Genomic DNA, 23,801 nt, shown 5'->3' on the forward strand with positions numbered 1-23,801 from the left:
TTCTCCTACTACTTCCCGGCCTGGATCTCGTTGATGGCTTGGCTCATGTGCGCCCCCACCTTGGCAATGTACGGCTCGTCAATCGCCTGGATGTGCTCGCCGCCGATATTCACGACCTCCAAACCGGAGGCGAACTCACCCCAGCCGCCGTCAGGCTGGCGGGTGGCATATGCGGGTTCGAACACGATCGCGTCGTCGTGGTAGCGGTCAGCCATGTAGAGCACGACATGGCCGTCGTACGGCTGGATGTCGATGGTGTCCAGCGCGCGGTTGTCGAGATACGACGTGCGCTGGTGCTCGATGATTCCGCCAGGAATCTGCACTCCGCTCTGCGCGACGATGTCCAGCACGAACTTCACCTGGCCCTCATCGTCGAGCTTCTCCAGTTCCTCGTACGGAATCTCCGGAACCTCGACGTTGAAGGTGCGCTCGGCGAAGCGGGCGTACCGATCCCAGCGTGCCCGCATGCCGGCCTGGGTCTTGTCGATCGGCACACCGGGCCGGACACAGTCGATCAGCCCGACGTACCGGACGTCGGCGCCTGCCTGCTTGAGGCCGATCGCGCACGCGTAGGCCAGCGCCCCACCCAGCGACCAGCCGGCCAGGACGAACGGGCCCTTGTGCATCGCCAGCAGCTTGGGCACGTACTCGGCAGCGCGCTCCTCGATGGAACCCTCGACGCGCTCGATGCCGTAGACCGGGATGTCCTCCGGCAGGCGCTTCAACAGCGGCTCGTAGACCACCGTCGATCCACCGGCAGGGTGGAAGACGAACAGTGGCACCGCAGGGCCACCCTCCTTCGCCGGCCGCAGCGTACGGACGAACCCGTCGACCACGCCGTCCTCCAGCTGATCACGCACGATCGTGGACAGCTGCTCGATCGTCTTGGCCGAGCGCACCTGCTCGACCGTCACGATGCCCTCGGCGCGCTCGGAGAGCCGCTCGGACAGCTTGGTGGCGATCGCATCGTCGACGGCGGGCAGCTCGTTGAAGATGCCGCCGGGCGACTTGCCGGTGACGATCGCCCACGTCGCGAAGGTGACCCGCTCAGCCGCGTCGCGCGGTGGCACGTCTGCGCCCAGCGCCTCGGTGACCGCCTCCTGCGTGAGCACCTTGGCCGCAGCCGCAGCCGCGGTCGCCTGGCTCGCGCCGGCGGGTCCCGACGGGTTGGTCGGCGGCGGCGGGACGGCCGGGCCGGACGGGTTCGTGGGCGGCGCCGGAATCTCCAGCGCGGCAGCGGCATCCGTGGCGATCTCGACTGCCGGCTTCGCCTCGTCCTTGACAGCCAAGGGATGGCCTGCCTCGGCCAGCTTGGCCTCCAGCTCGGCGACGGTCGTTGCGCCACCCAGCATTTCGGCCTGTGCGGCGGCGATCTCCTCGGAGCTCTGCCCCTTCTGCGCCTCGGCGAGCTGGTCGACCTCGTCGCGGTGCTCGATCGCGTACTCGATCAGCTTCTGCACCGCGAACAGGTTGGCGTCGCGGACCGCGGTCAACTGGATCGGCGGCAGGTCGAAGTCGTACTCGACGCGGTTCTTGATCCGGACCGCCATCAGCGAGTCCAGACCCAGCTCGATCAGCGGCACCTCCCACGGCAGGTCCTCGGGCTCGTAGCCCATGGCGCCACCGACGATGGCACCCAACCGGTCCGCGATGGTCTCGCCGGAATCCGGCGACCACTTCTTGAAGCCGGCGGCCAGGCCCGCGCCTGCAGTCAGATCGTCCTGCAGGATGGCGGCGTCATCTTCGACGGGTTCCGGTGCGGCGACGGCGGTTTCGGCCACCGCAGCGCCGACGGCCGCGGGCAGCGCCGTACCGCCGAGCGCGACCGGCAGAGCCGCGCCGTCACCGCCGCGGCTGACGACCGCGTCGTAGACGAGGGTAAAGGACTCGCCCATGCGGGCGTGCACCTGCACCGTGCCGCCACCGGGGTGGCGGGTCAGCGTGGTGACCAGGCGGGCACCCTCACCCGGAATGGCGCGCTGCTCGAAGGCGGCCACCCGGGCGTCCGGAAGCACCTGTGCGGCAGCGGCTTTCACCAGATCAGACAGTGCGGCAGCGTCGACCTCGCCGCGCGGGCCGTACTCCCACACGTGGCGGCCGTCCGGCGTCGCGACATGGCTACCCGGCGCGATGGCCGAGCTGTCGGCGGTGAAGTGTGCGTCCAGCCAGTGCGGCTTGCGCTTGAAGCGCGTCGGCGGGATCGGCGCGTAGTCGGTCGCCGGATCCTCGGCGGGCGAGAACAGCGTCCGGAAGTCCAGGTCATGGCCGTGCACGAACAGCTGAGCCATGGCGTTGGTCATGGAGTCGACCTCGTCCTGCTTGCGGGCGAGGGTCGGGATCAGCTGACCGTCGTGCAGACCGGCCGACATGGTGGTGAGCCCAACCTGCATGAGCGCCACCGGATTCGGGGCCAGCTCCAGGAACGTGGTGTGACCGTTGTCGACGGCGTTGCGGATGCCGTGGGTGAAGTAGACGCTGTGGCGCAGCCCCTTCTTCCAGTACTCGACATCGTGGATCGGATCGCTGCCGGCGCGCAGGAAGCTGCCCTCGTGGACCGTCGAGTAGTAGCCGGTGGCCAGCGGCTGCGGCTCGATGCCCTGGATTTCCGCCAACAGCTCGCCGAGCAGCGGGTCCATCTGCTGCGTGTGGCTGGCGCCCTTGGTCTGCATCTTGCGGGCGAACTTGCCCTCGGCTTCGGCCCGGGCGATGATCGCGTCGACCTGCTCCGGCGGGCCGCCGATGACGGTCTGGGTCGGGGCGGCGTAGACGCACACCTCGAGGCCCGGGAAGTCGGCGAAGACCGTCTTGATCTCCTCGGCCGAGTACTCGACCAGTGCCATCAGGCGGATGTACTCGCCGAACAGCATGGCCTCGCCCTCACCCATGAGGTGGGCGCGCGAGCAGATCGTGCGGGTGGCGTCGGCCAGCGAGAGGCCACCGGAGAAGTACGCCGCTGCCGCTTCACCGAGCGACTGGCCAACCACCGCACCGGGTTTCGCACCGTGCGCCTTCAGCAGCTCGCCGAGCGCGATCTGCAGGGCGAAGATCACCGTCTGGACGACCTCGATGGGGTATTCGCAGGTCTCGTTGGTGTAGTCGATGGCGTCATCGAGGATCAGCTCGACAACTGAGTAGCCGCGCTCGTCCTGGATGTGGGCGTCGACCTTGTTGATCCACTCCGCGAAGATCGGATCGTTCAGGTACAGGCTCTTGCCCATCTTGCGGTGCTGCGCACCGAATCCGGCCAGCACCCACACCGGGCCGTTGGTGACGGGGCCATCGGCGGCCAGCACCAGCGGGTTCTGCTTGCCCTCGGCCAGCGCACGCAGACCCTTGACCGCTTCGTCGTGGTCGTGCGCCAAAATCACTGCGCGCGAACGGCCGTGGTTACGCCGCGACAGCGAGCGACCGATGGACTCCAGCGAATAGGACCGGCCCGCCTCGCTGTCGATCCAGTCCGCCAGCTCAGCAGCAGCGGACTTCTTGCGCGAGGTCAGGAAGCCCGAAACTGCCAGCGGCACAATGCGCTTGACGGGCTCGGCCGTCTCGCCAGCCGCCCGCTCAATTTCAATGAGCTCCAGCGCCCGCTCGGTCAGACCGGGGAGCTCGGGCTCGTCGTCGGTCTCGTAGCCGTAGAAATCCGCGTCGCCACGCTTGTCGTCTTCATCGTCGATGAACTCGCCGTACTCGTCCATCTTGACGCCGCCGACGTACACGGCATTGGCGCCATCCGACGACTTTTCCTCAGCCACAACCTCTTTGGGCTCCGGCTCGACGAGGTCGCTGGGCAGCACCTGGCGCATGACCAGGTGGGCGTTGGCGCCACCGAAACCGAAACCGGACACCCCGGCGACGGCGTGACCGCTGTAGCGCGGCCAGTCCGACAGCTCGGCGTTGACCTTGAGGTTTTCCTTGTCGAAGTCGATGTACGGGTTGGGGCCCGCGTAGTTGATCGAGGCGGGCAGCTTGTCGTGGTACAGCGCCAGCGTCATCTTCGCGACGCTCGCCGCACCCGCGGCCGACTCCAGGTGTCCCACATTGGATTTCACAGCACCCAGCAGCGCCGGCTTGTCGGCGGCGCGGCCACGGCCCACGACGCGGCCGAGCGCGTCGGCCTCGATCGGGTCACCCAGGATGGTGCCGGTGCCGTGCGCCTCGATGTAGTCGACGGTCTTGGGGTCGATGCCGGCGTCCTTGTAGGCCTTGCGCAGCACCGCTTCCTGAGCATCAGGGTTGGGGGCCAGCATGCCGTTGGAACGGCCGTCATGGTTGATGGCCGAACCGGCGATGATGGCGAGAATCTCGTCACCGTCGCGGCGGGCGTCGGCGACGCGCTTGAGCACGACCATGCCGCCACCCTCGGAACGGGCGTAGCCGTCGGCGTCCGAGCTGAACGACTTGATGCGGCCGTCCGGCGCCAGGACGCCGCCGACCATGTCGAAGCCGACCGTCACCATCGGGGTCACCAGGGCGTTGACGCCACCGGCCACGACGACGTCGGCCTCGCCGGAGCGCAGCGCCTTCACGCCCTCGTGCATCGCGACGAGCGACGAGGAACACGCGGTGTCGATGGTCATCGACGGCCCACGGAAGTCGAAGAAATACGAAACCCGGTTGGCGATGATGGAGCTCGCGGTGCCGGTGATGGCGTACGGGTGCGTGATCGACGGGTCGGAGACCGACAGGAAGCTGTAGTCGTTGGTCGAGCTGCCGACGAATACACCGACCGCCTCACCGCGCAGCGCCGACGCCGGGATGCGGGCGAATTCCAGTGCTTCCCAGGTCAATTCGAGCGCCATCCGCTGCTGCGGATCGATGTTGTCGGCTTCCATCTTGGCCAGCGCGAAGAACTCGGCGTCGAAGCCCTTGATGTCCGACAGGTACCCACCGCGGGTGCGGGCCTGCGCCACGCGTTCGGCGATCCGCGGCTCGGCCAGGAACTCTTCCCAGCGGCCCTCGGGCAGATCGGTGATGGCGTCGCGGCCTTCCAGCAGCGCCTGCCACATCTCGTCGGGGGTGTTCATGTCACCCGGGAAGCGGGTGGCCAGACCGACGACCGCGATGTTCATCGCGTCGTCGTCGGCGTCGCGGGACCAGTCCTCGGCGTTCGCGGCGGCGGTGTCCACCTCCGGCTCGCCCTCGACGATCACCTGCGCCAGCGTCTCGATGGTCGGGTGCCGGAACAACACCGTCGCGTTCAGCGTGACCCCGGTGAGGTCCTCGAGATCGCTGGCCATGGCCACGCCGTCGCGCGAGGACAGGCCGAGTTCGACCAGCGGGGTGCTCTCGTCGATCGAGTCCGGCGACTGACCGGTGGCCTTCGCGACCGCGTTGCGCAGCCAGTCACGCACCTCCGGCACGGACATGCCGTTGGCGCGCGACACAGGCGCGCTGTCACCCTCCTGCGGCGAAGTGTCGAGTTCGTTCGAATTGTCTTCGGTGTCAGTCATTTTCACTGTTCACTTTCGCCGCCGGACGGGATGGTTCGGGCCCGGGATAGAGGAGTTCAGTTCAGATCGTCGGGGAACGCGTTGGCCACCTTGCCGCTGCGCAGCGTGCCGTCCAGGTAAGCCGAACGGGTGGCGCGGCGGCCGATCTTGCCGCTGGAGGTACGCGGGATGGCGCCGGCCGCGGTCAGCACCACGTCGCGCACGGTGACGCCGTGGCGCACCGCGATGGCCGCGCGGATGTCGTCGATGATCGGCTGAATCTCCAACTTGTGGGCACCGGCGGCGCGCTCGCCGACGATGACCAGCTGTTCGGAGGTGTCGTCTTTGTCGCGCTTGAGGCCGGAGTGCGCGTCGGCGAAGACCTCGTCGGGCAGCTGGTTGGCCGGCACCGAGAACGCCGCCACGTAGCCGACGCGCAGTGCCTTGCTGGCCTCCTGCGCCGAGTACTCGAGGTCCTGCGGGTAGTGGTTACGGCCGTCGACGATGACCAGGTCCTTGACGCGGCCGGTGATGTACAGCTCGCCGTCGTGGTAGGCGCCGTAGTCGCCGGTGCGCACCCAGGTGGCACTGTCTTCCGCACCCTCGGCGTGCGACGGGCTGGTGCGCGACTTAAGGGTGTTCTGGAAGGTCTCGATGGTCTCTTCGGGCTTGCCCCAGTAGCCGGTGCCCATGTTGGCGCCGCTGATCCAGATCTCGCCGATCTGGCCGTCGGGCAGCTCGGTGGCGGTCTCGGCGTCCACGATGACGGCCCACTCGTCCACACCGATCTTGCCGGCACCGGCCTGGGCGACCGCCTTCGGCGAGTCGTCCGGGACCACCACGAAGGTGCCGGTGTTGAGGCAGTCGCGGTCCACCGACACAATGGTCGGCTCCGCGGCGGATGGGGTCGTCGACACCATCAGCGTGGCCTCGGCCAGGCCGTACGAGGGCTTGATGGCCTTGGACGGGAAGCCGAACGGGCCGAAGGCCTCGTTGAACCGGCGCACGGTCGCGGCCGAGATCGGCTCGCTGCCGTTCAGCACGGCCTTGACGTTGGACAAATCGATGGAGCCGGGGCCTTCCTTCGGCACACCGCGGGCCGCGGCGTGATCGAAGGCGAAGTTCGGGGCCACCGAGATGACGCCACCGGTGTCGGTGTCCTTGCGGGCCATCTCACGGATCCAGCGCTCCGGCCGGCGCACGAAGGCCGCGGGCGTCATGAAGGTGAAGCTGTGCCCGATCATCGGTGCGATCAGCGCGGTGATCAGACCCATGTCGTGGAAGAACGGCAGCCAGGACAGGCCGCGGTCGCCCTCTTCGCCCTCCAGCGCGTCGACGACCTGGACCACGTTGGTAGCCAGGTTCATGTGGGTGATCTGCACGCCGGTCGGGATGCGGGTCGAGCCCGAGGTGTACTGCAGGTAGGCGACGGTGTTCTCGTCGATGTCGTCGAACGGGATCCAGGTGGCAGCGACCTCTTCCGGCACCGCGTCGACCGCGATGACGCGCGGACGCTCGTTGGCCGGGCGGCTGCGGAAGAATTTGCGCACGCCTTCGGCAGCAGCCGTGGTGGTCAGGATGGCCGACGGCTTGCAGTCGTCCAGGACCGCATGCAGGCGGCCGACGTGGCCCGGCTCGGACGGGTCGAACAGCGGCACGGCGATGCGGCCGGCGTACATGGCGCCGTACATCGCGACGAGGTAGTCCAGGTTCTGCGGGCACAGGATCGCGACGCGGTCGCCGACCTGGGTGACCTGCTGCAGGCGCGCGGCCACCGCCTTGTTGCGGGCGCTGAACTCGGCCCAGTTCAGATCGCGGGCGACGCCGTCGCGCTCGGTGGAGAAGTCCAGGAACCGGAACGCCAGTCGGCCACCACGGACCTTCGCCCAGCGCTCGACGTGTCCGACGATGCTCGCGTTGTCCGGGAAGCTGATCTTCCCGTTCTTGATGAACGGGTTGTGGAACGCCATCAAAATCTCCTGTCACAGCCTGCCGCGCTGGCTACGTCGTGTGCGGCCAGTCACGCCAAATCCCGGCAAATGGTACCGGGCAGTAGCGATATGCCACCCCAAGATGCACCGGTCAATGATAAGGCCGTGCTCTTAGCTATCTCTTAATGTTAGGTGACGCGTATTCGCAGGCCAAATCACCCCACCGATTTTGTACTCGCCAGTAGCCAACCTGTGATGTCAGCCGTGTTTGGGATGCGGCGCGTTGTCCACCAACTGCTTGGCCCAGTCCAGCGTCCACTGTGTCGAGGTCTGGCCGTCGAGGGTCCAGAACTGCGGGGTGTTGTACAGCGCGTGCACCGGTCCCGCGGCGCTGCCGGACAGGGTGGCGAGCGTGCTGGGCAGGTTGACGACGTTGAACGCCTCGGTCGGCGCGGCGCAGATCAGGTCGCCCTTTCCGCAGATCTCGTTGACCCGGTCGTTGAGCTCACCGAAGCCACCGACGCGCGGTCCCGTCATGTTCAGGCCGAGCATCCCGAGCGGCAGTTCGTGCAGCGTGATCTCGGCGCCCTGCCCCGGCGGGTTCGGGCCGACGTCCTTGCCGACGTTGGGCTGGCGCCGGCCGTCGGCGATCAGCGTCACGCCGAGCACCAGGTCCTGGTCGATGGGACCGCGCCCGTTGCCGATGTCACTGGCGATGTCTCCGGCGATGACCGCGCCCTGGGAGAAGCCGATGATCACGAAGCTGGTCAGCGGGCATTTCTCGTTGATCGCTGCTATCTGCTCTACGGCCTTCTTCTTGCCCTCTTCGCGGCTGTCGTTGTACGACATCTGGTTGTCCGCGGCCAGCGGGTTATGGAACTGCGCGGTGTAGGGCACCGTGTACTGGGCCAGCCGGTCGGCACCGAAATCCTGGCCGAGCGGATTGCTCACGTTCAGCAGCAGCGCGATCGGGAACGACGGCGTCGGGTTCAGCGGGTCGAGCACCCGCGACGACTCCCAGGTACCCGGGATCGAGATCAGCTGCACATCGGGGCAATCGGCCGACTGGTAGGCCGGCCGCGGCTTGGACGGCTTCGTCGTGGGCCCTGAGGTCGGTCCTGAGGTGGGCGGCAGCGCCGTTGGAGGCCCGGGAATCTCGCCCGGCTGACGCAGCCACACCACGATCGCGAAGGCGACCACGATGACCAGCAGTGCTACAGCGCCCGCCGCGGCGATGGCAAGGATGCGGTGGCGGCGACGCCGATTGTTGGTGGCCATGTGGTGTGAGGTTCTCCCGCTTGCAGAGTCGATCCGGTTGCGATCCGAATGTACTCAGCGCTCGTCACGTCGAGGTCACGCCGACGGGTTCCGTCGGCAAGATCACTCCGGTGCGAGCTAGCGGATGACGCTCACCAACTCGCCCGACATGGCGCCGAGCTGACCGCTCCAGCTGCCCCAGTCATGCTGCGGGCCGTCCGGGAAGTCGAAGTGCCCGTTGTGGCCGCCGACGCTGCGGTAATGCGCGTAGAACGCCCGGTTGCTGCCCTGAGCCTGGTCGCAGTAGCCGATCATGGCCGCCGGGTCACTGCAGGTCACCGTCGACGGGCTGAACACCCAGATCCGGGTGTTGTTCTGGTTCAGCAGGCTGACGTGCACATCGGGGTCGTGCCACTTCCAGCGGCCCAGCTGCGGGGCGCCCCACATGCCGTAGGTGTCCACGCCACCGAACTCCCGCATCCCGGCGGTGATCGCGCCGTTGAACGTCGTCGACGACGGGGTCAGGAAGCCCGAGAGCGAGCCGGCGAAGCGGAACCGGTCGGGGTGGAACTCGGCCAGCGACAACGCGGCGGTGCCGCCCTGGGCCGCACCGACCACACCGTGGCCGTTCGGGGCCAGACCCTTGGTCGCGGCCAGATAGTCCGGGAGCTCCTGGCTCAGGAAGGTCTCCCACTGCTTGGAGCCGTCCTGCTCCCAGTTGGTGTAGAAGCTGAACGCGCCACCGGCCGGGGCCACGACAGAGATGCCCTTACCGGCCAGCGTGCCCATGGCATTGCCGGCGGTGACCCAGTTGCTGACATCCGGGCCGGCGTTGAAGGCATCGAGGAGGAAGACCGCGTGCGGACCGCCGGCCTGGAACGACACCGGGATATCCCGGCCCATCGCGGCAGAGGGCACCATCAACGTCTCCACACCCGCAGCGTGGGCGGTCCCGGCGCCCGTCAGCATGCCGCCGGCGAGCACCACAGCAGCCGCGGTGGCGGCCATCGTCCGGAACATCCCCCGCATTGCCTGCAGCCCCATAACCAACCTCACCTGTCGTGTGTCGTCCGAGCGTCTGAACCCGCGTTGTAGTGAACCACATCACCTCGACAGATGGTGACCGAACAATGGGAGGGAACGTTGCCAGCGGCCGGGGTGATATGCGTCTACCCGGACACAAACGACTGGCGGCGACGACCTGTGAAGGTCGCCGCCGCCAGTGCGAGTTGTTGCCGGAGGATTTACCTCAGGATCAGGGCTTACGCCTGTCCCGAAGCACCCAGCACACGCTGCAGGTCAGGCTTCATGGCCTGCAGCTGCTGGCCCCAGTAGCCCCAGTCGTGGGTACCGCTGTTGGGGAAGTTGAACACACCGTTGGTGCCACCGGCAGCCAGGTAGGTCTCCTGGAAGGTCCGGTTGGTGCGGATGGTCAGGCCCTCGAGGAACTTGGCCGGCACGTTGTTGCCGCCGAGGTCGCTCGGGTTGCCATCGCCGCAGTAGACCCACAGGCGGGTGTTGTTGGCAACCAGCGTCGCGATGTTCACGAACGGGTCGTTGCGCTTCCAGGCGTTGTCCGGGGAGCCCGTCGAGCCCCACATGTCGTCGGCCTTGTAGCCACCGGCGTCACCCATCGAGATGTTGACCAGGAACGGCCACCAGCCCTCGGACAGGTTCAGGAAGCCCGACATCGAGCCCGCGTAGATGAACTGCTGCGGGTGGTAGATCGCGAGGGTCATCGCGGCCGAACCGGCCATCGACAGACCGATCGCAGCGCCACCGGTCGGCTTGACCGACTTGTTGGCCTGCAGGTAAGCGGGCAGCTCCTGGGTCAGGAAGGTCTCCCACTTGTAGGTGGAGCAACCGGCCTTGCCGCAAGCCGGCTTGTACCAGTCGCTGTAGAAGCTGGACTGGCCACCGACCGGCATGACCATCGACAGGCCCGAGCCGTTGTACCACTCGAACGCGGCGGTGTTGATGTCCCAGCCGTTGTAGTCGTCCTGCGCACGCAGACCGTCAAGCATGTAGACGGCGGGCGAGTTGGCGCCACCGCTCTGGAACTGGATCTTGATGTCGCGACCCATGGCCGCAGACGGAACCTGCAGGTACTCAACCGGCAGACCGGGACGCGAGAAAGCCCCTGCAGTCGCCGTTTCACCGACAACACCGACGAGACCGGGCAGCGCAGCCGCGGCAACGGCCGCAACCGCCATCCGGCGCGGCATGGCCTTGGCCATGGACCGCATCTTCCCAACGAAACTCATACCGCTCCCTAATATTTCCAATGACGGCGTACGGACAACCCTCACCACCGCCTCTGCCGTTGAGGTGACGATCAGGCCGGGCGCAGTCGCCCGAGTGGTTATCGCCGCATGGTTCCCCGGCGTTACCTACGCTTCAGGCCGTGACAGCGCTCATGCGCCGAAACTACGGCCCGGTAGCCGGTAAGCCAGTGTAAGGGGTCGACAGCCTCGGAGGCACATCGAGCTTGCAGCGATACAGCTCGTATAACGGCACGCGATCAATCCGGTAACGCGTAAAAGTGAACGCGTGTACCAGATTTGACATGAACCGGTGGACGCCCATCGGAGCCCGTACCGAACTCAGCATCGTCTCGGTCTCCGGGCACGTCAGGGCGACCGCCGCCTGCGCCACCCAGTCCTGGTCCAGATACGTCGGAATCCACGGTGGCTTCCGCAGGAACGGGCCCTCGGCCACCGCCCAGTCCGGGAACAGCTCCTTGTCGTGACCGATGCGCGCATCGTCCAGCCGCGCCGTGTGGGCGGCCAGCGGATTGGCCAGCCCGATCTGGTCGATCACCCGGACCTCGAGCGGCAGGTTCATACCCATCATGCCCAGGTTGGTGAAAAAGACTGTGTGCGGCCCTTTTTCGAACCAGTTGGGCGGCGCCGGAAACGTCGGGTCCGGCACCGGGGGCGGCATCGCCGGCACCACGTCCCACTGGTCGTAATTGCCCGACGGCAGCAGCAGCGCACCGACCGGGGTGTTGTCGATGGCCGCGAGCACCGCCCGCATCCGCGGGTAGTCCAGATAGTCCGCGGCCGTCAGCGGGTGCGCGTGGCCGGTGGCCTGCGAGTAGAAGCGCCGCTCGTCGACGATGCCGGAGTAGGTCACCCGCGTGGCGTCGGATCCGAGGCCCGGTGAGTTGGCCGCCCACAGCGACCAGCCGACGACCGCCAGCCACAGGGCCGTCGTCGTACCGGCCAGCGCGTAGCCGACCTCGCGGGCGATGTTCTTGCCGTCAGGAAGCACGATCGGAATCACCGCAACAGGCGTGACCAGGCAGAACAGCGGTACCAAGAGCACGCGGCCGTGCATGAAGTCGCCGCCCTGGCGGATCCAGTACAGCCCCTGCACCAGACCACTGCCCACCATGAAAATCACTACCGCGGTAGGACTTTGGACCCGACGGGCCAAGGTGCTGTAGCCGCGCGGTGCCGCCTGGCCCCACCACGGCCGGCTGTGAGTGACGAACAACACAATCGCGAGCGCCACGGTCAGCACCGCCGGGACCCACAACAAGTACGGCCCGTTGAAGTTGCTGAGGTAGACGAATCCCTGCTGCCACTTGGATCCGGTGGCGTCCTTGGCCAGGGCGGTGATCGGCACCAGCAGGCCGTAATAGCCCATGCGGAAAATCTCGTAGCCGATCGGTAGCAGACCACCGGCCACCACGATGATGAGCCGCCGACGGCGGCCGCGGGCGGCGACCAGCTGCATGACCAGCGCCACCCCGCCGATCAGCGCCAACTCGGGGCGTACCAGGACCGACAGCCCGGCCAGGCAGGCCAGCGCACCGTCGAACCGGGCGCTGGTGACGTTGGCGTCGGCTTCGCGGTCGTCGGCACCGGGCGCGCGCACCGCACCGCGGACGCGAGGAGCAAGCGGGCCTTGGCCCCAGCACACCAGCATCCACCAGAGCAGTCCGAGGTAGGCCATGATCAGGCCGTTCTCCAGGCCCGACGTGGCGAAGTCACGCGCCGGCGGCACCGCCATGTAGACCAGGGCGCCGGCCGGGACCAGCAGTGCACGACGGCCCCGCAGCCCGGGGGCGTACAGCCGGCCGGTGCCGAGCATCGCGAAGACCAGGCCCGCCACACTCAACGTCAGGGCCAGCGCCAGGGCCACGTACTCGAGCTGCACCGAGCCGCCGATCCAGGCGCCGAGGGTGACCAGATAGGTCCACAGCGTCGAGGTGTTGGACTCGACGCGCTCACCGGCGTTGAAGACGGGGCCGTTGCCGACCAACAGGTTTCGCACCGTGCGCAGCACGATCAGGCCGTCGTCCGCGATCCACCGGCGCTGCCAGGCGCCCCAGCCGAACAGGGCGGCAGACACCGCGACGCTCAGCCACAGGCTGATCCGCGCGGCCCGGCCATACGGAAAGACCGGCCCGCGCAGCAATTGCTGGGCGGGCGAGTCACTCACCGGATCAGTCCGGGCAGAATCGCGGCGACGAGTGTTGCGACCAGGGCCACGCCCAGCAGCTGCAACACCCGGTCGTTCAGCACGATCTCCTCGGGTTCACCCGCCGCGCCGCTGTCGACGTCGACGGCGTAGCGCAGGATCGCGATGGTGAACGGCACCATCGACACCGCGAACCACGGGCCCTTGTTGCCCTCGAAGGCCCACAGGCCGTAGCAGAGCACCACGGCGGTCGCGGACAACGTCCAGACGAACCGCAGGTAGCTGCTGGTGTACGACTCCAGCGCCTTGCGGATCTTGGCCCCGGTGCGTTCGGCGAGTTGCAGTTCGGCGTAACGCTTTCCGGCCGACATGAACAGCGAGCCGAACGCGAACACCAGCAGGAACCACTTGGACAGCGGGATCCCGGCGGCGACACCACCGGCGATACCACGGAGCGGGAACCCGGAGGCGTTGATGCAGATGTCCAGCACCGCTTGATGTTTCAGGCCGAAGCAGTAGGCCAGCTGGGACGCGATATAGACGGCCATGACGATCGCCAGGCTGGGCGTGAGCCACCACGAGATGGCCAGCGAGCCGACACCCAGTGCCGCGGCCAGTCCATAGGCCATGGTCACCGGAACCACACCGGCCGCGATCGGCCGATACTGCTTGGTCGGGTGCAGGCGGTCTGCTTCCACATCGCGGGCATCGTTGATCAGGTAGATGCACGACGCGGCCATGCAGAACACCACGAACGCCACGCCGACGTGCTTGAGCACATCGGCGTAGCTGTAGTGCGCCCCGCCACCAAGGGCCGCCAGAGGTGCGACCAACACCAGGACGTTCTTCACCCACTGCCGCGGCCGCAGCGCCTTGACGAGGCCGGCGGCCAGGTTCTTCGGCGGCCCCAGCTCCTGCGTCACTTCGGTCATGCCCCAGCCTTTGGTTCGCGCTTTGCAGTTCGCTCGGAAATCGCGCCAACTGATTCGGCGACCGCGGTTCCCACCACGACACCGGTCAGCACGTCAGTGGGATAGTGCACGCCGAGCACCAGCCGCGACAACGCCATCGGTGGCACCAGGAACCACGGCAGCGGCAGGCCCGTGGCCCGGCCGATGAGGATCGCGGCCGCAGCGGTCGACGTCGCATGCGCCGACGGGAAGCTCAGCCGGCTCGGGGTGCCGACGTTGACGGCGATGGCCGGGTGCTGCGGGCGCTCCCGCTTGACCACGCGTTTGATCAGCACGGCGGCCGCATGGGCCAGGAAGGTGCCGACACCGGCCGTCACCCAGGCCCGGCGACGCTGCGGCTGCAGCACCGCGCCCAGGCCGCAGACAGCGAACCAGCCGAGGCTGTGCTCACCGAAGTACGACAGCACGCGGGCGCCGGCGAGCACCCCGGGACGCCCGGTCAGCGCTGACTGCACGCCGACCAGGATCGCGTCCTCACCGTGCGGAGCACCAGGGGCGTCATCGCCCTCGATACCTTCGAGGCTCATCTGACACCGGCCGATTCGGTTTGAGAGGCCAGCAGCACGGACTCCCACCGCTCCTTGCTCGTCAGCTCCGGCAGTGCGTTGCGGTACACCCGACGCATGCGGTTGAACTTGCGGGCCAACAGCACCTGGCGCTTGAGCGACTCACGCAGCAACTCGAACATCTTCTCGCGGTCGCGCTGCCGGTAGACCACGCCGCGGCCGTCGGCGGTGGTGACGGTGACACCGTCGACCATGCACAGCGAGAACCAGCGCGCATCCTGCGTCGCAACGTTGATCTGCGGCCGCACATGGTGTTCCGGATCGTGCGGCTTGAGCTGGTTCACGACACCGCGGGTCAGCCGGACCGCGATGGCGGGCAAGCTGGTGGGAATCTTGACCTTCCGGCGCCACTTCTTGTCCGACGGCGCGGGCAGCGTGGTCGCGCTTTCCAGCACCACCGCGTCCGGGTACTCGGCACGCATGGCGCGCACCTCGGGCAGCGCGGACTCGAGGATGGTGAACAGGTTGTCCGGCCCGGCGAGGAAGTCGTCCATGGCCCGGTTCTGGATCGCCACCGTCGAATACTCAAGGCACAGAAGGTGTTTGACAGTCGCCTTGAAGTGGCTCGCAACCAGGCCACGGATGTTGCCGTCCCAGTGCAGCGCCGCGACCACGAGGCGGTTGCGCAGGTGGAAGTACGCCTGCCAGTCGATGGCGTCGTCCTTGTCGCTCCACGCCATGTGCCAGATCGCCGCGCCGGGGAGGGTCACCGTCGGGTAGCCGTGCTCACCCGCGCGCAGCCCGTAGTCCGCGTCGTCCCACTTGATGAAGAGCGGCAACGGCTGGCCGAGTTCCTCGGCCACCGCGCGCGGGATCATGCACATCCACCAGCCGTTGTAGTCGACGTCGATGCGGCGGTGCAGGATCTTGCTGCGGTACTCCTCCTCGTCGGCGAGAGGGTACTTCGCGAAGTTGTGGTCGTACTCGGCATTGATGGCGTGCGTCCACATGAAGTTCGCCGCGTCGACCATCTCACCCATGACGTGCAGGTGCGAGGGCTCCTGCAGGTTGAGCATCTGGCCGCCGACCAGGGTCGGCGTCTTGGCGAACCGGTTGAACGCCAGCGCCCGCAGGATGGAGTCGGGCTCGACGCGGATGTCGTCGTCCATGAACAGAATCTGTTCGCAGTCAGTGTGTTTCAGCGCCTCGTACATCACCCGGCTGTAGCCGCCGGAGCCACCGAGGTTCGGCTGGTTGTGGATGGACAACCGGTCGGCCAGCGGGGCTGCCGCGGTCGCGAAGTCGGGGTGGTCCTTCACCTTGTTGGCGCCCTGATCGGACACGATGACCGCACCGATCACCTGGTCCACCAACGGATCCGAGGTCAGCGCCGCGAGTGCGTTGACGGCGTCCGCCGGGCGGTTGAAGGTGGGGATGCCGATCGTGATGTTCGCCCGCCCGGGTGCTTCCACCGGTGCGTACCACCCGGCGTTGTGCACCGTCACCGCACTGTCGGTGGTGATGTCGAACCAGATCCAGCCACCGTCCTCGAACGGCTCCAAGCCGATCTCGAACTCGACCACTGCCGGGAGGCCGTCCTCGCCGCTGGCAATTTCACTGCCGCCCACGGTGATTCGCGCGCCGGTCGCCTTCGACCGGTAGACGTCGACACGGGCGCTGCCGGTCAGCTCGACGCGCAGCACCACCGAGGTCAGGATCGACCAGCGGCGCCAGTAGCTGGCCGGGAAGGCGTTGAAGTAGGTGGCGAACGAAACCTCGGACTCCCCACCGATTTCCAGCGTGGTGCGAGTCGGGGCGTGCGCGCGCCGGGCGTTGGTGGACGACTCCTCGATGTACAGCTTGCGAACGTCGAGGGGCTCACCCGGCCGGGGCAGGATGACCCGAGACAGCAGGCTCACGGCGCGGGACTGTCCCGACGCCAGCGCGCCGGACGGAATGTCGCTCATGGTTTTTCAGCTACTTTCTGCAACGGCGTCGCCGAGGGCCGCGCCGTCACGCAGGTGCGGCATCAGGACGTTGTCGTACATGTTCAGCGCACTGGCGATGGCCATGTGCATGTCGAGGTACTGGTAGGTGCCGAGGCGGCCGCCGAACAGCACGCGGTTCTCATCGGTCTCGGCCTTGGCCCTGGCGCGGTAGGCGGCCAGGATCGCGCGATCCGAATCGGTGTTGATCGGGTAGTACGGCTCGTCGTCGTCGCCCGCGAAGCGCGAGAACTCCCGCATGATGACGGTCTTGTCGGTCGGGTACTCCCGCTCGGGATGGAAGTGCCGGAACTCGTGGATCCGGGTGAACGGCACGTCGGGGTCGTTGTAGTTCATCACCGGGGTGCCCTGGAAGTCACCGATGGGCAGGACTTCCATCTCGAAGTCCAAGGTGCGCCAACCCAGCCGGCCCTCGGAGTAGTCGAAGTAACGGTCGAGCGGACCGGTGTAGAGCACCGGGGCGTCCGGGCTCTCGGCGCGCAGCGAGTCCCGCACGTCGAACCAGTCGGTGTTCAGCACCACGTCGATGCGCTCGTCGGCGGCCATGTTCTGCAGCCAGGCGGTGTAGCCGTCGACCGGCAGACCCTCGTAGGTGTCGTTGAAGTAGCGGTTGTCGAAGTTGTAGCGCACCGGCAGGCGGCTGATGATCGACGCGGGCAGGTCCTTCGGATCGGTCTGCCACTGCTTGGCCGTGTAGCCCTTGACGAAGGCCTCGTAGAGCGGCCGGCCGATGAGCGAGATGGCCTTCTCTTCGAGGTTCTGCGCATCGTCGGTGTTGATCTCGGCGGACTGCTCGGCGATCAGGGCGCGGGCCTGCTCCGGGCTGAAGTAGCGCCCGAAGAACTGCGACACCAGACCCAGCCCCATCGGGAACTGGTAGGCCTGGCCGTCGTACATGGCAAAGACGCGGTGCTGGTAGCCGGTGAAGTCGGTGAACTGCCGCACGTAGTCCCACACCCGCTGATTGGAGTTGTGGAACAGGTGGGCACCGTACTTGTGCACCTCGATGCCGGTTTCCGGCTCGGCTTCTGAGTAGGCGTTGCCGCCGAGGTGGTGCCGGCGCTCGACGACCAGCACCCGCTTGTCGAGTTGGGTTGCCGCGCGCTCGGCAATCGTCAGGCCGAAGAATCCGGAGCCGACGACGATGAGGTCATATGGGCCGGAGGACTGGGTCACAGCGCCCCGGGAATCAGCGGAGGTCATCGGCGTTCAGGGTATCCGACAGAGGCCGTTCGGCCCGAAAACACCCTGTCGGCCCAGCCAGTGCGCGGGCCGGTCGCAATTCGCTCACGATTCCGCATCGTCACTCTAATCCCACCAATCACAGCTTTAACATCGAATCCGTCAGTACCGACGACTCGGCAAGCCAGCTCGAGCCGTGCCCCACACGACCCGAGGAGACTTCCGTGCCTAACCGACGTCGACGCAAGCTCTCGACAGCCATGAGCGCAGTCGCCGCCGTGGCCGTCGCAAGTCCGATCGCACTCGTGGCGGTCGCCCAGATGACCCCGGCAAACCCGACTCCGCAGCACCGCGAATTCGTCCAGGCCGCGCTGGTCACCGACCTCCCCAACGAGGTCATGTCCGCGCTGTCGCAGGGCCTGTCCCAGTTCGGCGTCAACCTGCCGAACCTCATGGGTGGCGCCGGCGCCTCCACCAGCCCCCTGACCGGACTGTCGCCGCAGACCAGCCTGACCCCGGGACTGAGCTCTCCGGGCCTGACCCCCGGCCTGAGCACCCCGGGCCTGACGCCTCCGGCCGGCCTCACGGCGCCGGGTGGGCTCACGGCGCCGGCCGGTCTGACCCCTGGCCTGGGCACCACCCCGTCGACCGGACTGACCGCACCTGGTCTGACCCCGCCGACCGGGGCGACCGCACCGGGCCTCACCCCGCCGACCGGCCTGGGTACCACCAGCCCGTCGGCGCTGACCCCGGGACTGGGCGGCCTGCCCAGCGCCGGCCTGACGACCCAGGGCGCCACCCTCCCGAGCGTGAGCACGCCCGGGCTGACGGCTCCCGGTCTCAACGCCACGGGCCTGACGACCCCGTCGATCAGCGCGAACCCGGCGGGGCTCGGCACGGCAGGGATGCCGATGACCGATCCCAACGCCAGCCTGGGCCTCGGCCCGGGCCAGGGACTGGGCGGCAGCTACCCGATCCTCGGTGACCCGTCCGTCGGACTGGGCGGCGGCGACGGCCTCGGCCTCGGCGCAGCTCCGAGCAGCGGCGGCGGCGGGCTGATCAGCGATCTGACCAGCGCGGCCAACCAGCTGGGTGCGACCCAGGCGATCGACCTGCTCAAGGGCATGGTCATGCCGGCCATCACCTCCGCGGTGAAGTCCGCTCAGGCCGCCCCCGCGGCAGCCGCAGCGGCCGCACCAGCATTGCCGGCACCCGCGGTCTGACATCCAGTCACACAACTGAAGACCTGTAACCAAGACGGCACCGCAGAAGCCCCACGGCTCTGCGGTGCCGTTGCGGCGCATCGCAGAGAATTGACAGCTCAGTAACCCGTGTCGAAACACTGGTAACAGCTGACACATACGTAACATTCGCGCTGTGCCGCGCCGTCGACCTGCACCGTCAATACTGTTGTCCGCCCTGGCGGCGACAGTCGTGATGGTGCCGTTGGCCGTCAGCGGTATCCCCGGCATCCCCGGCCTGACGGACGACAAGCCGTCGGCACCGGAGCTCCGCACGCAGCCACTGGCCGGTGTCGGAGGCGGACAGACCGTCCGGGAAATCCACCAGGACACCCCCTTCTCCCTGGTCGCGCTCACCGCATCGGACTTCACCGGCACCTCGGCCCGCGTGCGCGCCCAGAAAGCCGACGGATCCTGGGGACCCTGGTACGAAGTCGAGGCACCCGACGGCGTCGGTGAGGCCCGCGCCACCACTCGAGGCACCGAGCCCGTGTTCGTCGGCCGCACCACGACCGTCCAGATCGCGGTGACCCGGCCCGCCGAAGCGGCCGCCACACCGCCGGACGCCAACCGACCGCAGGGTCCCGGACTGGGGTACCGCCCCGTCGATGTCGAAAAGCCGTTGGGCCCCAGCATGAAAGCGGTCCTCATCAGCCCGCCGGAGGCGCCGGCCGACGTCCAGTTCCAGCCGACCGCGGTGTCGGCACCGAACCAGCCGCCGAACATCATCAGCCGCGCCCAGTGGGGCGCCAACGAGGGCGTCCGCTGCGGCCAGCCGGTGTACGACCCGGGCGTGCGTGCCGCGATCGTGCACCACACCGCCGGCAGCAACGACTACGCACCGGAGGATTCTGCGGGCATCGTCCGCTCGATCTACGAGTACCACACCCGCGAATTGGGTTGGTGCGACATCGCTTACAACGCGCTCGTCGACAAGTACGGTCAGGTTTTCGAAGGCCGCTTCGGCGGGATGACGAGGCCCGTCGAGGGGTCGCACACCGGCGGATTCAACGTGGACACCTGGGGCGTGGCCATGCTCGGCGACTTCGACGTCGTGCCCCCGACCCCGCTACAGCTGAAGGTGACCGGCCGGCTGATCGGCTGGCGGCTGAGTCTGGACCACGTCAATCCCCTGGGCAGCGTGGTGCTGACCTCCGGCGGCGGCACCTTCACCCACTTCCCCGCCGGTGCGACGCCGACCCTGCCGACCATCTTCACCCACCGCGACGTCGGCAACACCGACTGCCCGGGCAACGCCGCCTACGCCGCCATGGGCGAATTGCGGGACATCGCAGCATCTGTCACCGCCCCGCCGGGTGCCCTGAGCGCCATGGACATGCTGCGCGGCGGTGCCATCTTCGACAAGTGGCAGGCCATGGGCGGGGCGGCCAGCCCGCTCGGCGTCGCCACCTCACCGGAGGCCGCGGCCGACGGCCATACCCGCTACGCGACCTTCGACCACGGCGCCATGTACTGGTCGCCCGCCACCGGCGCCCAGCCGCTGACCGGCGCACTCTACGACGCCTGGGGCGCACTGGGTTTCGAACGCGGCGCCCTCGGGCTGCCGACCAGCGGGGAGATTCCCGAACCGCAATGGATCGTGCAGAACTTCCAGCACGGCACCCTCAACTTCGACCGCGAGCACGCGACCGTCACTCGCGTCATCGACGGTGTGCCACAAGAACTTCCGCCGCTACCGCAGCAGGAGCCCGTGCAGCTCGAGCGGTTCAGCCGGATCGAGATGCAGAGCTAGAGCTACAGCCACCAGCGTTCGAGCACCCGCGCGACGCCGTCGTCGCTGTTGGTCGTGGTGACCTCGTCGGCGGCCGCCTTGGCTTCCGGATGCGCATTACCCATCGCCACCCCGAGCCCGGCCCAGGTCAGCATCGGGACGTCATTGGGCATGTCGCCGAAGGTCACGACGTCCTCGGCGCTGATCCCCAGCGGGCGGATGACCTCGGCGACGCCGGTGGCCTTGCTGATACCCAGCGGCACCACTTCGATGAGCCCGTTGTTGGTCGAGTAGGTCAGGTCGCCGGCGAGGCCGACGTGCGGCGCCAGCGCCGCCGCCAGATCGGCGCTGTGCGCGCCGGCCTTGCGGATCAACAGCTTCACCGCTGGCACGCTGAGCATGTCCTCGACCGAAACCTCGGTGTTGTCGGGGTTGTGCCAGGCGTGCTCGTAGCCAGGCGAACTCGCGAACTGGGGTATCGACTCGTCGAACGCGGTACGGCCCACGCGCTCGACCGCCAGCCCGACGCCCGGGATCACCCGGGCGGCGATTTCGGCCAGCTCGCCCAGCGCGTCCGGCGACAGGGTGTGCGCCGAGACGACGCGATCGGTCGCGGCGTCGTAGACCACGGCACCGTTGGCGCACACCGCCATCGGGGCAAACCCGAGGCCCTCCACCACCGGCGGAATCCAGCGCGGCGGCCGGCCGGTGGCGAGCACGAATCGGGCCCCGTTCGCGACTGCGGCCTGTACGGCGGCGCGGGTCCGCGGCGTCACCCGCTCATGGGTGTCGAGCAGGGTGCCGTCGACGTCGGTGGCGATCAGCGCGGGCAGCATCACCGGCCCTCGGCTTCCCGACGGGCACGTTCGGCCTTCTCCAGCAATTCGGCCTCCTCAGGCGTCGGGGCGCTGCCGCCCAGTCGGCGCGGCACCCAATACGCACCTTCGGGGTGCGGGTATTCCTCCTGCGCCGTGTGCAGCTGATCGGTCATGGTCTGCTGCAGTATCGCCATCACCTCGGCGACCGGACCAGCCGCCAGGATCGGCGCGCCCACCCGAACGAGGACCGGAATCTTCTTGCGTCCCAACCGCTTCGGGTGGTCCTTGGTCCACACCCGGTGCACGCCCCAGACGATCACGGGAATGATCGGCACCTGCGCATCGAGCGCCATCCGCGCCACCCCGGTCTTGAACTCCTTGAGCTCGAAACTGCGACTGATCGTAGCTTCCGGATACACCCCGACCAGTTCCCCGGCGCGCAGCCGCTCCACGGCGACCGGATACGCGTCACCGCCGGAACTGCGGTCGACCGGGATGAGCCCTGCCCGTTTGACCAGGAAATTGCCCATCGGCACCTGCTGCACCTCGGCCTTGAGCATGAAGCGAACCCGGCGCTTCCGATGCGTGGCGGCCAGCCCTACCGGCAGGAAGTCGACGTAACCGGTGTGGTTGATCGCGATCACCGCGCCACCGGTATCCGGAATGTGTTCCAGCCCTTGGTAAGTGATCCGAGTCCCGGTGGCGGCAACCGCCGCCTTGGCGGCAATCTCGATGCCGCGGAAGACTGGCTCCATGGCGCTACTCCGGCGCCCCTTCCGCCTGCCGCGCCGCCCGGCGGGCCGCTTTCTCGCGGGCTTCGTCGAGATCCATCTGGTCGGCCTCGGCCAGCGTCGGCGCCCCGCCACCCAACCGGTGCGGCACCCAGAATTCGCCGGCCGGGTGCTCTCCGTACGCGTCCTGAACTTCCGACAGCAGGTGCTGCATGCGGGCGTGCAGCAGCGCGGTCAACTCGGCCGCGGGCAGCGTCGGGTAGATGGGCTCACCGACATGGATGTGGATGGGCACCTTGGGGCGGCGCATGTTGCGCGGATGGCCCTTGGTCCAGATCCGCTGGGCACCCCAGATGATGTGCGGCACGATCGGCACGTCGGCCTCGATGGCCATCCGCGCCGCGCCCGATTTGAATGCCTTGATCTCGAAGCTGCGGCTGATCGTGGCTTCCGGATAGACGCCCACGAGCTCGCCGAGTTTGAGTTGCTTGACCGCCTCGGAGTACGAGTCGGCGCCGCTGCCGCGGTCGACGGGGATGTGGCGCATCTTGCGCATCAGCCAGCCGCCGTACTTGTTGTCGAAGACTTCCTTCTTCGCCATGAACCGCACCTTGCGGCCCCGCTTCTGCAGGACGGCGGGCAACCCGGCGAAGGTGAAGTCGAAGTAGCTGGTGTGGTTGATGGCGACCACCGCACCGCCGCTGACCGGCAGGTTCTCTGTGCCCGTGACGGTGAACTTCAAGCCCTGCACGCGCCACACCGTGCGCGCCAGCTTGATTGCCGTGCCATATACCGGTTCCACGAGCATCAGCCTAGTGCGGACCGTCGGTACCGTGCCTACAAAGGTAGGCCAGGCTGTAGGGGTGACCTTCCCGAGCGGCCCCGTACCGATTCCCGACGTCGTCGACGCGCTGGCCGTCGGCCGTCCCGTGACCGCGGTGTGGCAGAACGAACTCGGTGGCGTGACATTCGCCATCGGCGCCGGCGACGAGTACGTGAAGACCTACCCGGCCGAGCACGCGCCGCTGCTCACCGACGAAGCGGTCCGGCTGCGCTGGGCCAGGGAGTACATCGCCGTGCCGATCGTGCTCGGCGAGGGCGCGGGCTGGCTGCACACCGCGGGCCTGCCCGGTCGCTCCGCCGTCGACCCGCGGTGGTCCGACGATCCCGAGACCGCGGCCCGCGCGATCGGCGCGGGCCTGCGCGCCATGCACGACGCGCTGCCGGTCGAGGACTGCCCATTCGGACGTCCGTCCTGGGTTGTGGACGTCCCCGATCCGGACCGGCTCGTGGTCTGCCACGGTGACGCCTGCTCACCGAACACCCTGATCAGCGACGACGGCGCATTCGTCGGACACGTCGACATCGGGGACCTCGGGGTGGCCGACCGGTGGGCCGACCTGGCCATCGCCACCATGTCCCTGGACTGGAACTACCCCGGCAACTACGAGGCCGCCCTGCTGGACGCCTACGGGGTGACGCGGGACGACGCACGCATCGACTACTACCGCGCGCTCTGGGACGCGCCGGAATCCAGTTAGACTCGCTGGCGAACTCTCCACCGCCAAA

16 protein-coding genes are annotated in these 23,801 nt (G+C 67.9%); 3 read left to right on the forward strand and 13 right to left on the reverse strand.

What is annotated here, in order from left to right; translation table 11 throughout:
• Positions 1 to 8 precede the first annotated feature (8 nt).
• The 10 genes from pks13 to glf form a co-directional block, all read right to left on the reverse strand.
• Positions 9 to 5,450 carry a polyketide synthase Pks13 gene (gene pks13, locus TL10_RS11705; RefSeq protein ID WP_052506394.1) on the reverse strand — a complete coding sequence of 1,814 codons (5,442 nt, stop codon included), beginning with the start codon at positions 5,448 to 5,450 and terminating at the stop codon, positions 9 to 11.
• Positions 5,451 to 5,506: 56 nt separating this feature from the next.
• Positions 5,507 to 7,399: a long-chain-fatty-acid--AMP ligase FadD32 gene (fadD32, locus tag TL10_RS11710; RefSeq protein ID WP_043402540.1), complete on the reverse strand. Its 1,893-nt coding sequence runs from the start codon at positions 7,397 to 7,399 to the stop codon at positions 5,507 to 5,509.
• 219 nt (positions 7,400 to 7,618) lie between these two features.
• Positions 7,619 to 8,638, reverse strand: a complete 1,020-nt coding sequence (gene culp6 / locus TL10_RS11715; RefSeq protein ID WP_043402537.1) for a carboxylesterase Culp6 — start codon at positions 8,636 to 8,638, stop codon at positions 7,619 to 7,621.
• Positions 8,639 to 8,755: 117 nt separating this feature from the next.
• On the reverse strand, positions 8,756 to 9,646 hold the full coding sequence (locus tag TL10_RS11720) for an alpha/beta hydrolase-fold protein (RefSeq protein ID WP_043402941.1): 891 nt from the start codon (positions 9,644 to 9,646) through the stop codon (positions 8,756 to 8,758).
• A gap of 233 nt (positions 9,647 to 9,879) precedes the next feature.
• Entirely contained in the window at positions 9,880 to 10,881 is a 1,002-nt protein-coding gene (locus TL10_RS11725) for an esterase family protein (protein ID WP_043985797.1), read from the reverse strand.
• Positions 10,882 to 11,044: 163 nt separating this feature from the next.
• Positions 11,045 to 13,066 carry a terminal beta-(1->2)-arabinofuranosyltransferase gene (gene aftB, locus TL10_RS11730; protein ID WP_110789048.1) on the reverse strand — a complete coding sequence of 674 codons (2,022 nt, stop codon included), beginning with the start codon at positions 13,064 to 13,066 and terminating at the stop codon, positions 11,045 to 11,047.
• On the reverse strand, positions 13,063 to 13,977 hold the full coding sequence (locus TL10_RS11735) for a decaprenyl-phosphate phosphoribosyltransferase (protein ID WP_043985798.1): 915 nt from the start codon (positions 13,975 to 13,977) through the stop codon (positions 13,063 to 13,065). The genes aftB and TL10_RS11735 overlap by 4 nt, the downstream gene beginning before the upstream one ends.
• Positions 13,974 to 14,543 carry a phosphatase PAP2 family protein gene (locus tag TL10_RS11740; protein WP_043985800.1) on the reverse strand — a complete coding sequence of 190 codons (570 nt, stop codon included), beginning with the start codon at positions 14,541 to 14,543 and terminating at the stop codon, positions 13,974 to 13,976. The genes TL10_RS11735 and TL10_RS11740 overlap by 4 nt, the downstream gene beginning before the upstream one ends.
• Positions 14,540 to 16,489, reverse strand: coding sequence for a glycosyltransferase (locus TL10_RS11745; protein WP_043402532.1), 1,950 nt, complete (start codon positions 16,487 to 16,489; stop codon positions 14,540 to 14,542). The genes TL10_RS11740 and TL10_RS11745 overlap by 4 nt, the downstream gene beginning before the upstream one ends.
• A gap of 6 nt (positions 16,490 to 16,495) precedes the next feature.
• Positions 16,496 to 17,731, reverse strand: a complete 1,236-nt coding sequence (glf, locus tag TL10_RS11750) for a UDP-galactopyranose mutase (protein ID WP_043985801.1) — start codon at positions 17,729 to 17,731, stop codon at positions 16,496 to 16,498.
• A gap of 203 nt (positions 17,732 to 17,934) precedes the next feature.
• Here glf and TL10_RS11755 point away from each other — a divergent pair, with 203 nt between their 5' ends.
• Positions 17,935 to 18,933: a hypothetical protein gene (locus TL10_RS11755; RefSeq protein ID WP_043985802.1), complete on the forward strand. Its 999-nt coding sequence runs from the start codon at positions 17,935 to 17,937 to the stop codon at positions 18,931 to 18,933.
• A gap of 154 nt (positions 18,934 to 19,087) precedes the next feature.
• Positions 19,088 to 20,704, forward strand: a complete 1,617-nt coding sequence (locus tag TL10_RS11760) for an N-acetylmuramoyl-L-alanine amidase (protein WP_110789049.1) — start codon at positions 19,088 to 19,090, stop codon at positions 20,702 to 20,704.
• Positions 20,705 to 20,706: 2 nt separating this feature from the next.
• Here TL10_RS11760 and TL10_RS11765 read toward each other — a convergent pair whose 3' ends face one another.
• Genes TL10_RS11765 through TL10_RS11775 form a run of 3 tightly spaced genes read right to left on the reverse strand, consistent with a single transcriptional unit; the run spans position 20,707 to position 23,034 of the window.
• On the reverse strand, positions 20,707 to 21,519 hold the full coding sequence (locus tag TL10_RS11765) for a Cof-type HAD-IIB family hydrolase (protein WP_081936871.1): 813 nt from the start codon (positions 21,517 to 21,519) through the stop codon (positions 20,707 to 20,709).
• On the reverse strand, positions 21,519 to 22,256 hold the full coding sequence (locus TL10_RS11770) for a lysophospholipid acyltransferase family protein (RefSeq protein ID WP_043985803.1): 738 nt from the start codon (positions 22,254 to 22,256) through the stop codon (positions 21,519 to 21,521). The genes TL10_RS11765 and TL10_RS11770 overlap by 1 nt, the downstream gene beginning before the upstream one ends.
• 4 nt (positions 22,257 to 22,260) lie before the next feature.
• Positions 22,261 to 23,034, reverse strand: coding sequence for a lysophospholipid acyltransferase family protein (locus TL10_RS11775; protein WP_043402933.1), 774 nt, complete (start codon positions 23,032 to 23,034; stop codon positions 22,261 to 22,263).
• Positions 23,035 to 23,095: 61 nt separating this feature from the next.
• Between TL10_RS11775 and TL10_RS11780 the strand changes: the two genes are divergently transcribed.
• Positions 23,096 to 23,773 carry an aminoglycoside 3'-phosphotransferase gene (locus TL10_RS11780; protein ID WP_043985804.1) on the forward strand — a complete coding sequence of 226 codons (678 nt, stop codon included), beginning with the start codon at positions 23,096 to 23,098 and terminating at the stop codon, positions 23,771 to 23,773.
• The last annotated feature ends 28 nt before the right edge of the window (positions 23,774 to 23,801 follow it).

The organism is Mycolicibacterium llatzerense (genome assembly GCF_000878195.1).
GTDB classification, from domain to species: Bacteria; Actinomycetota; Actinomycetes; order Mycobacteriales; family Mycobacteriaceae; genus Mycobacterium; species Mycobacterium llatzerense.

Excerpts from the sequence above, each read along its gene's own strand:
- pks13 (WP_052506394.1), bottom strand. The coding sequence starts at position 5,450 with ATGACTGACACCGAAGACAATTCGAACGAACTCGACACTTCGCCGCAG.
- fadD32 (WP_043402540.1), bottom strand. The coding sequence starts at position 7,399 with ATGGCGTTCCACAACCCGTTCATCAAGAACGGGAAGATCAGCTTCCCG.
- culp6 (WP_043402537.1), bottom strand. The coding sequence starts at position 8,638 with ATGGCCACCAACAATCGGCGTCGCCGCCACCGCATCCTTGCCATCGCC.
- TL10_RS11720 (WP_043402941.1), bottom strand. The coding sequence starts at position 9,646 with ATGCGGGGGATGTTCCGGACGATGGCCGCCACCGCGGCTGCTGTGGTG.
- TL10_RS11725 (WP_043985797.1), bottom strand. The coding sequence starts at position 10,881 with ATGAGTTTCGTTGGGAAGATGCGGTCCATGGCCAAGGCCATGCCGCGC.
- TL10_RS11735 (WP_043985798.1), bottom strand. The coding sequence starts at position 13,977 with ATGACCGAAGTGACGCAGGAGCTGGGGCCGCCGAAGAACCTGGCCGCC.
- TL10_RS11740 (WP_043985800.1), bottom strand. The coding sequence starts at position 14,543 with ATGAGCCTCGAAGGTATCGAGGGCGATGACGCCCCTGGTGCTCCGCAC.
- TL10_RS11745 (WP_043402532.1), bottom strand. The coding sequence starts at position 16,489 with ATGAGCGACATTCCGTCCGGCGCGCTGGCGTCGGGACAGTCCCGCGCC.
- glf (WP_043985801.1), bottom strand. The coding sequence starts at position 17,731 with ATGACCTCCGCTGATTCCCGGGGCGCTGTGACCCAGTCCTCCGGCCCA.
- TL10_RS11765 (WP_081936871.1), bottom strand. The coding sequence starts at position 21,519 with ATGCTGCCCGCGCTGATCGCCACCGACGTCGACGGCACCCTGCTCGAC.
- TL10_RS11770 (WP_043985803.1), bottom strand. The coding sequence starts at position 22,256 with ATGGAGCCAGTCTTCCGCGGCATCGAGATTGCCGCCAAGGCGGCGGTT.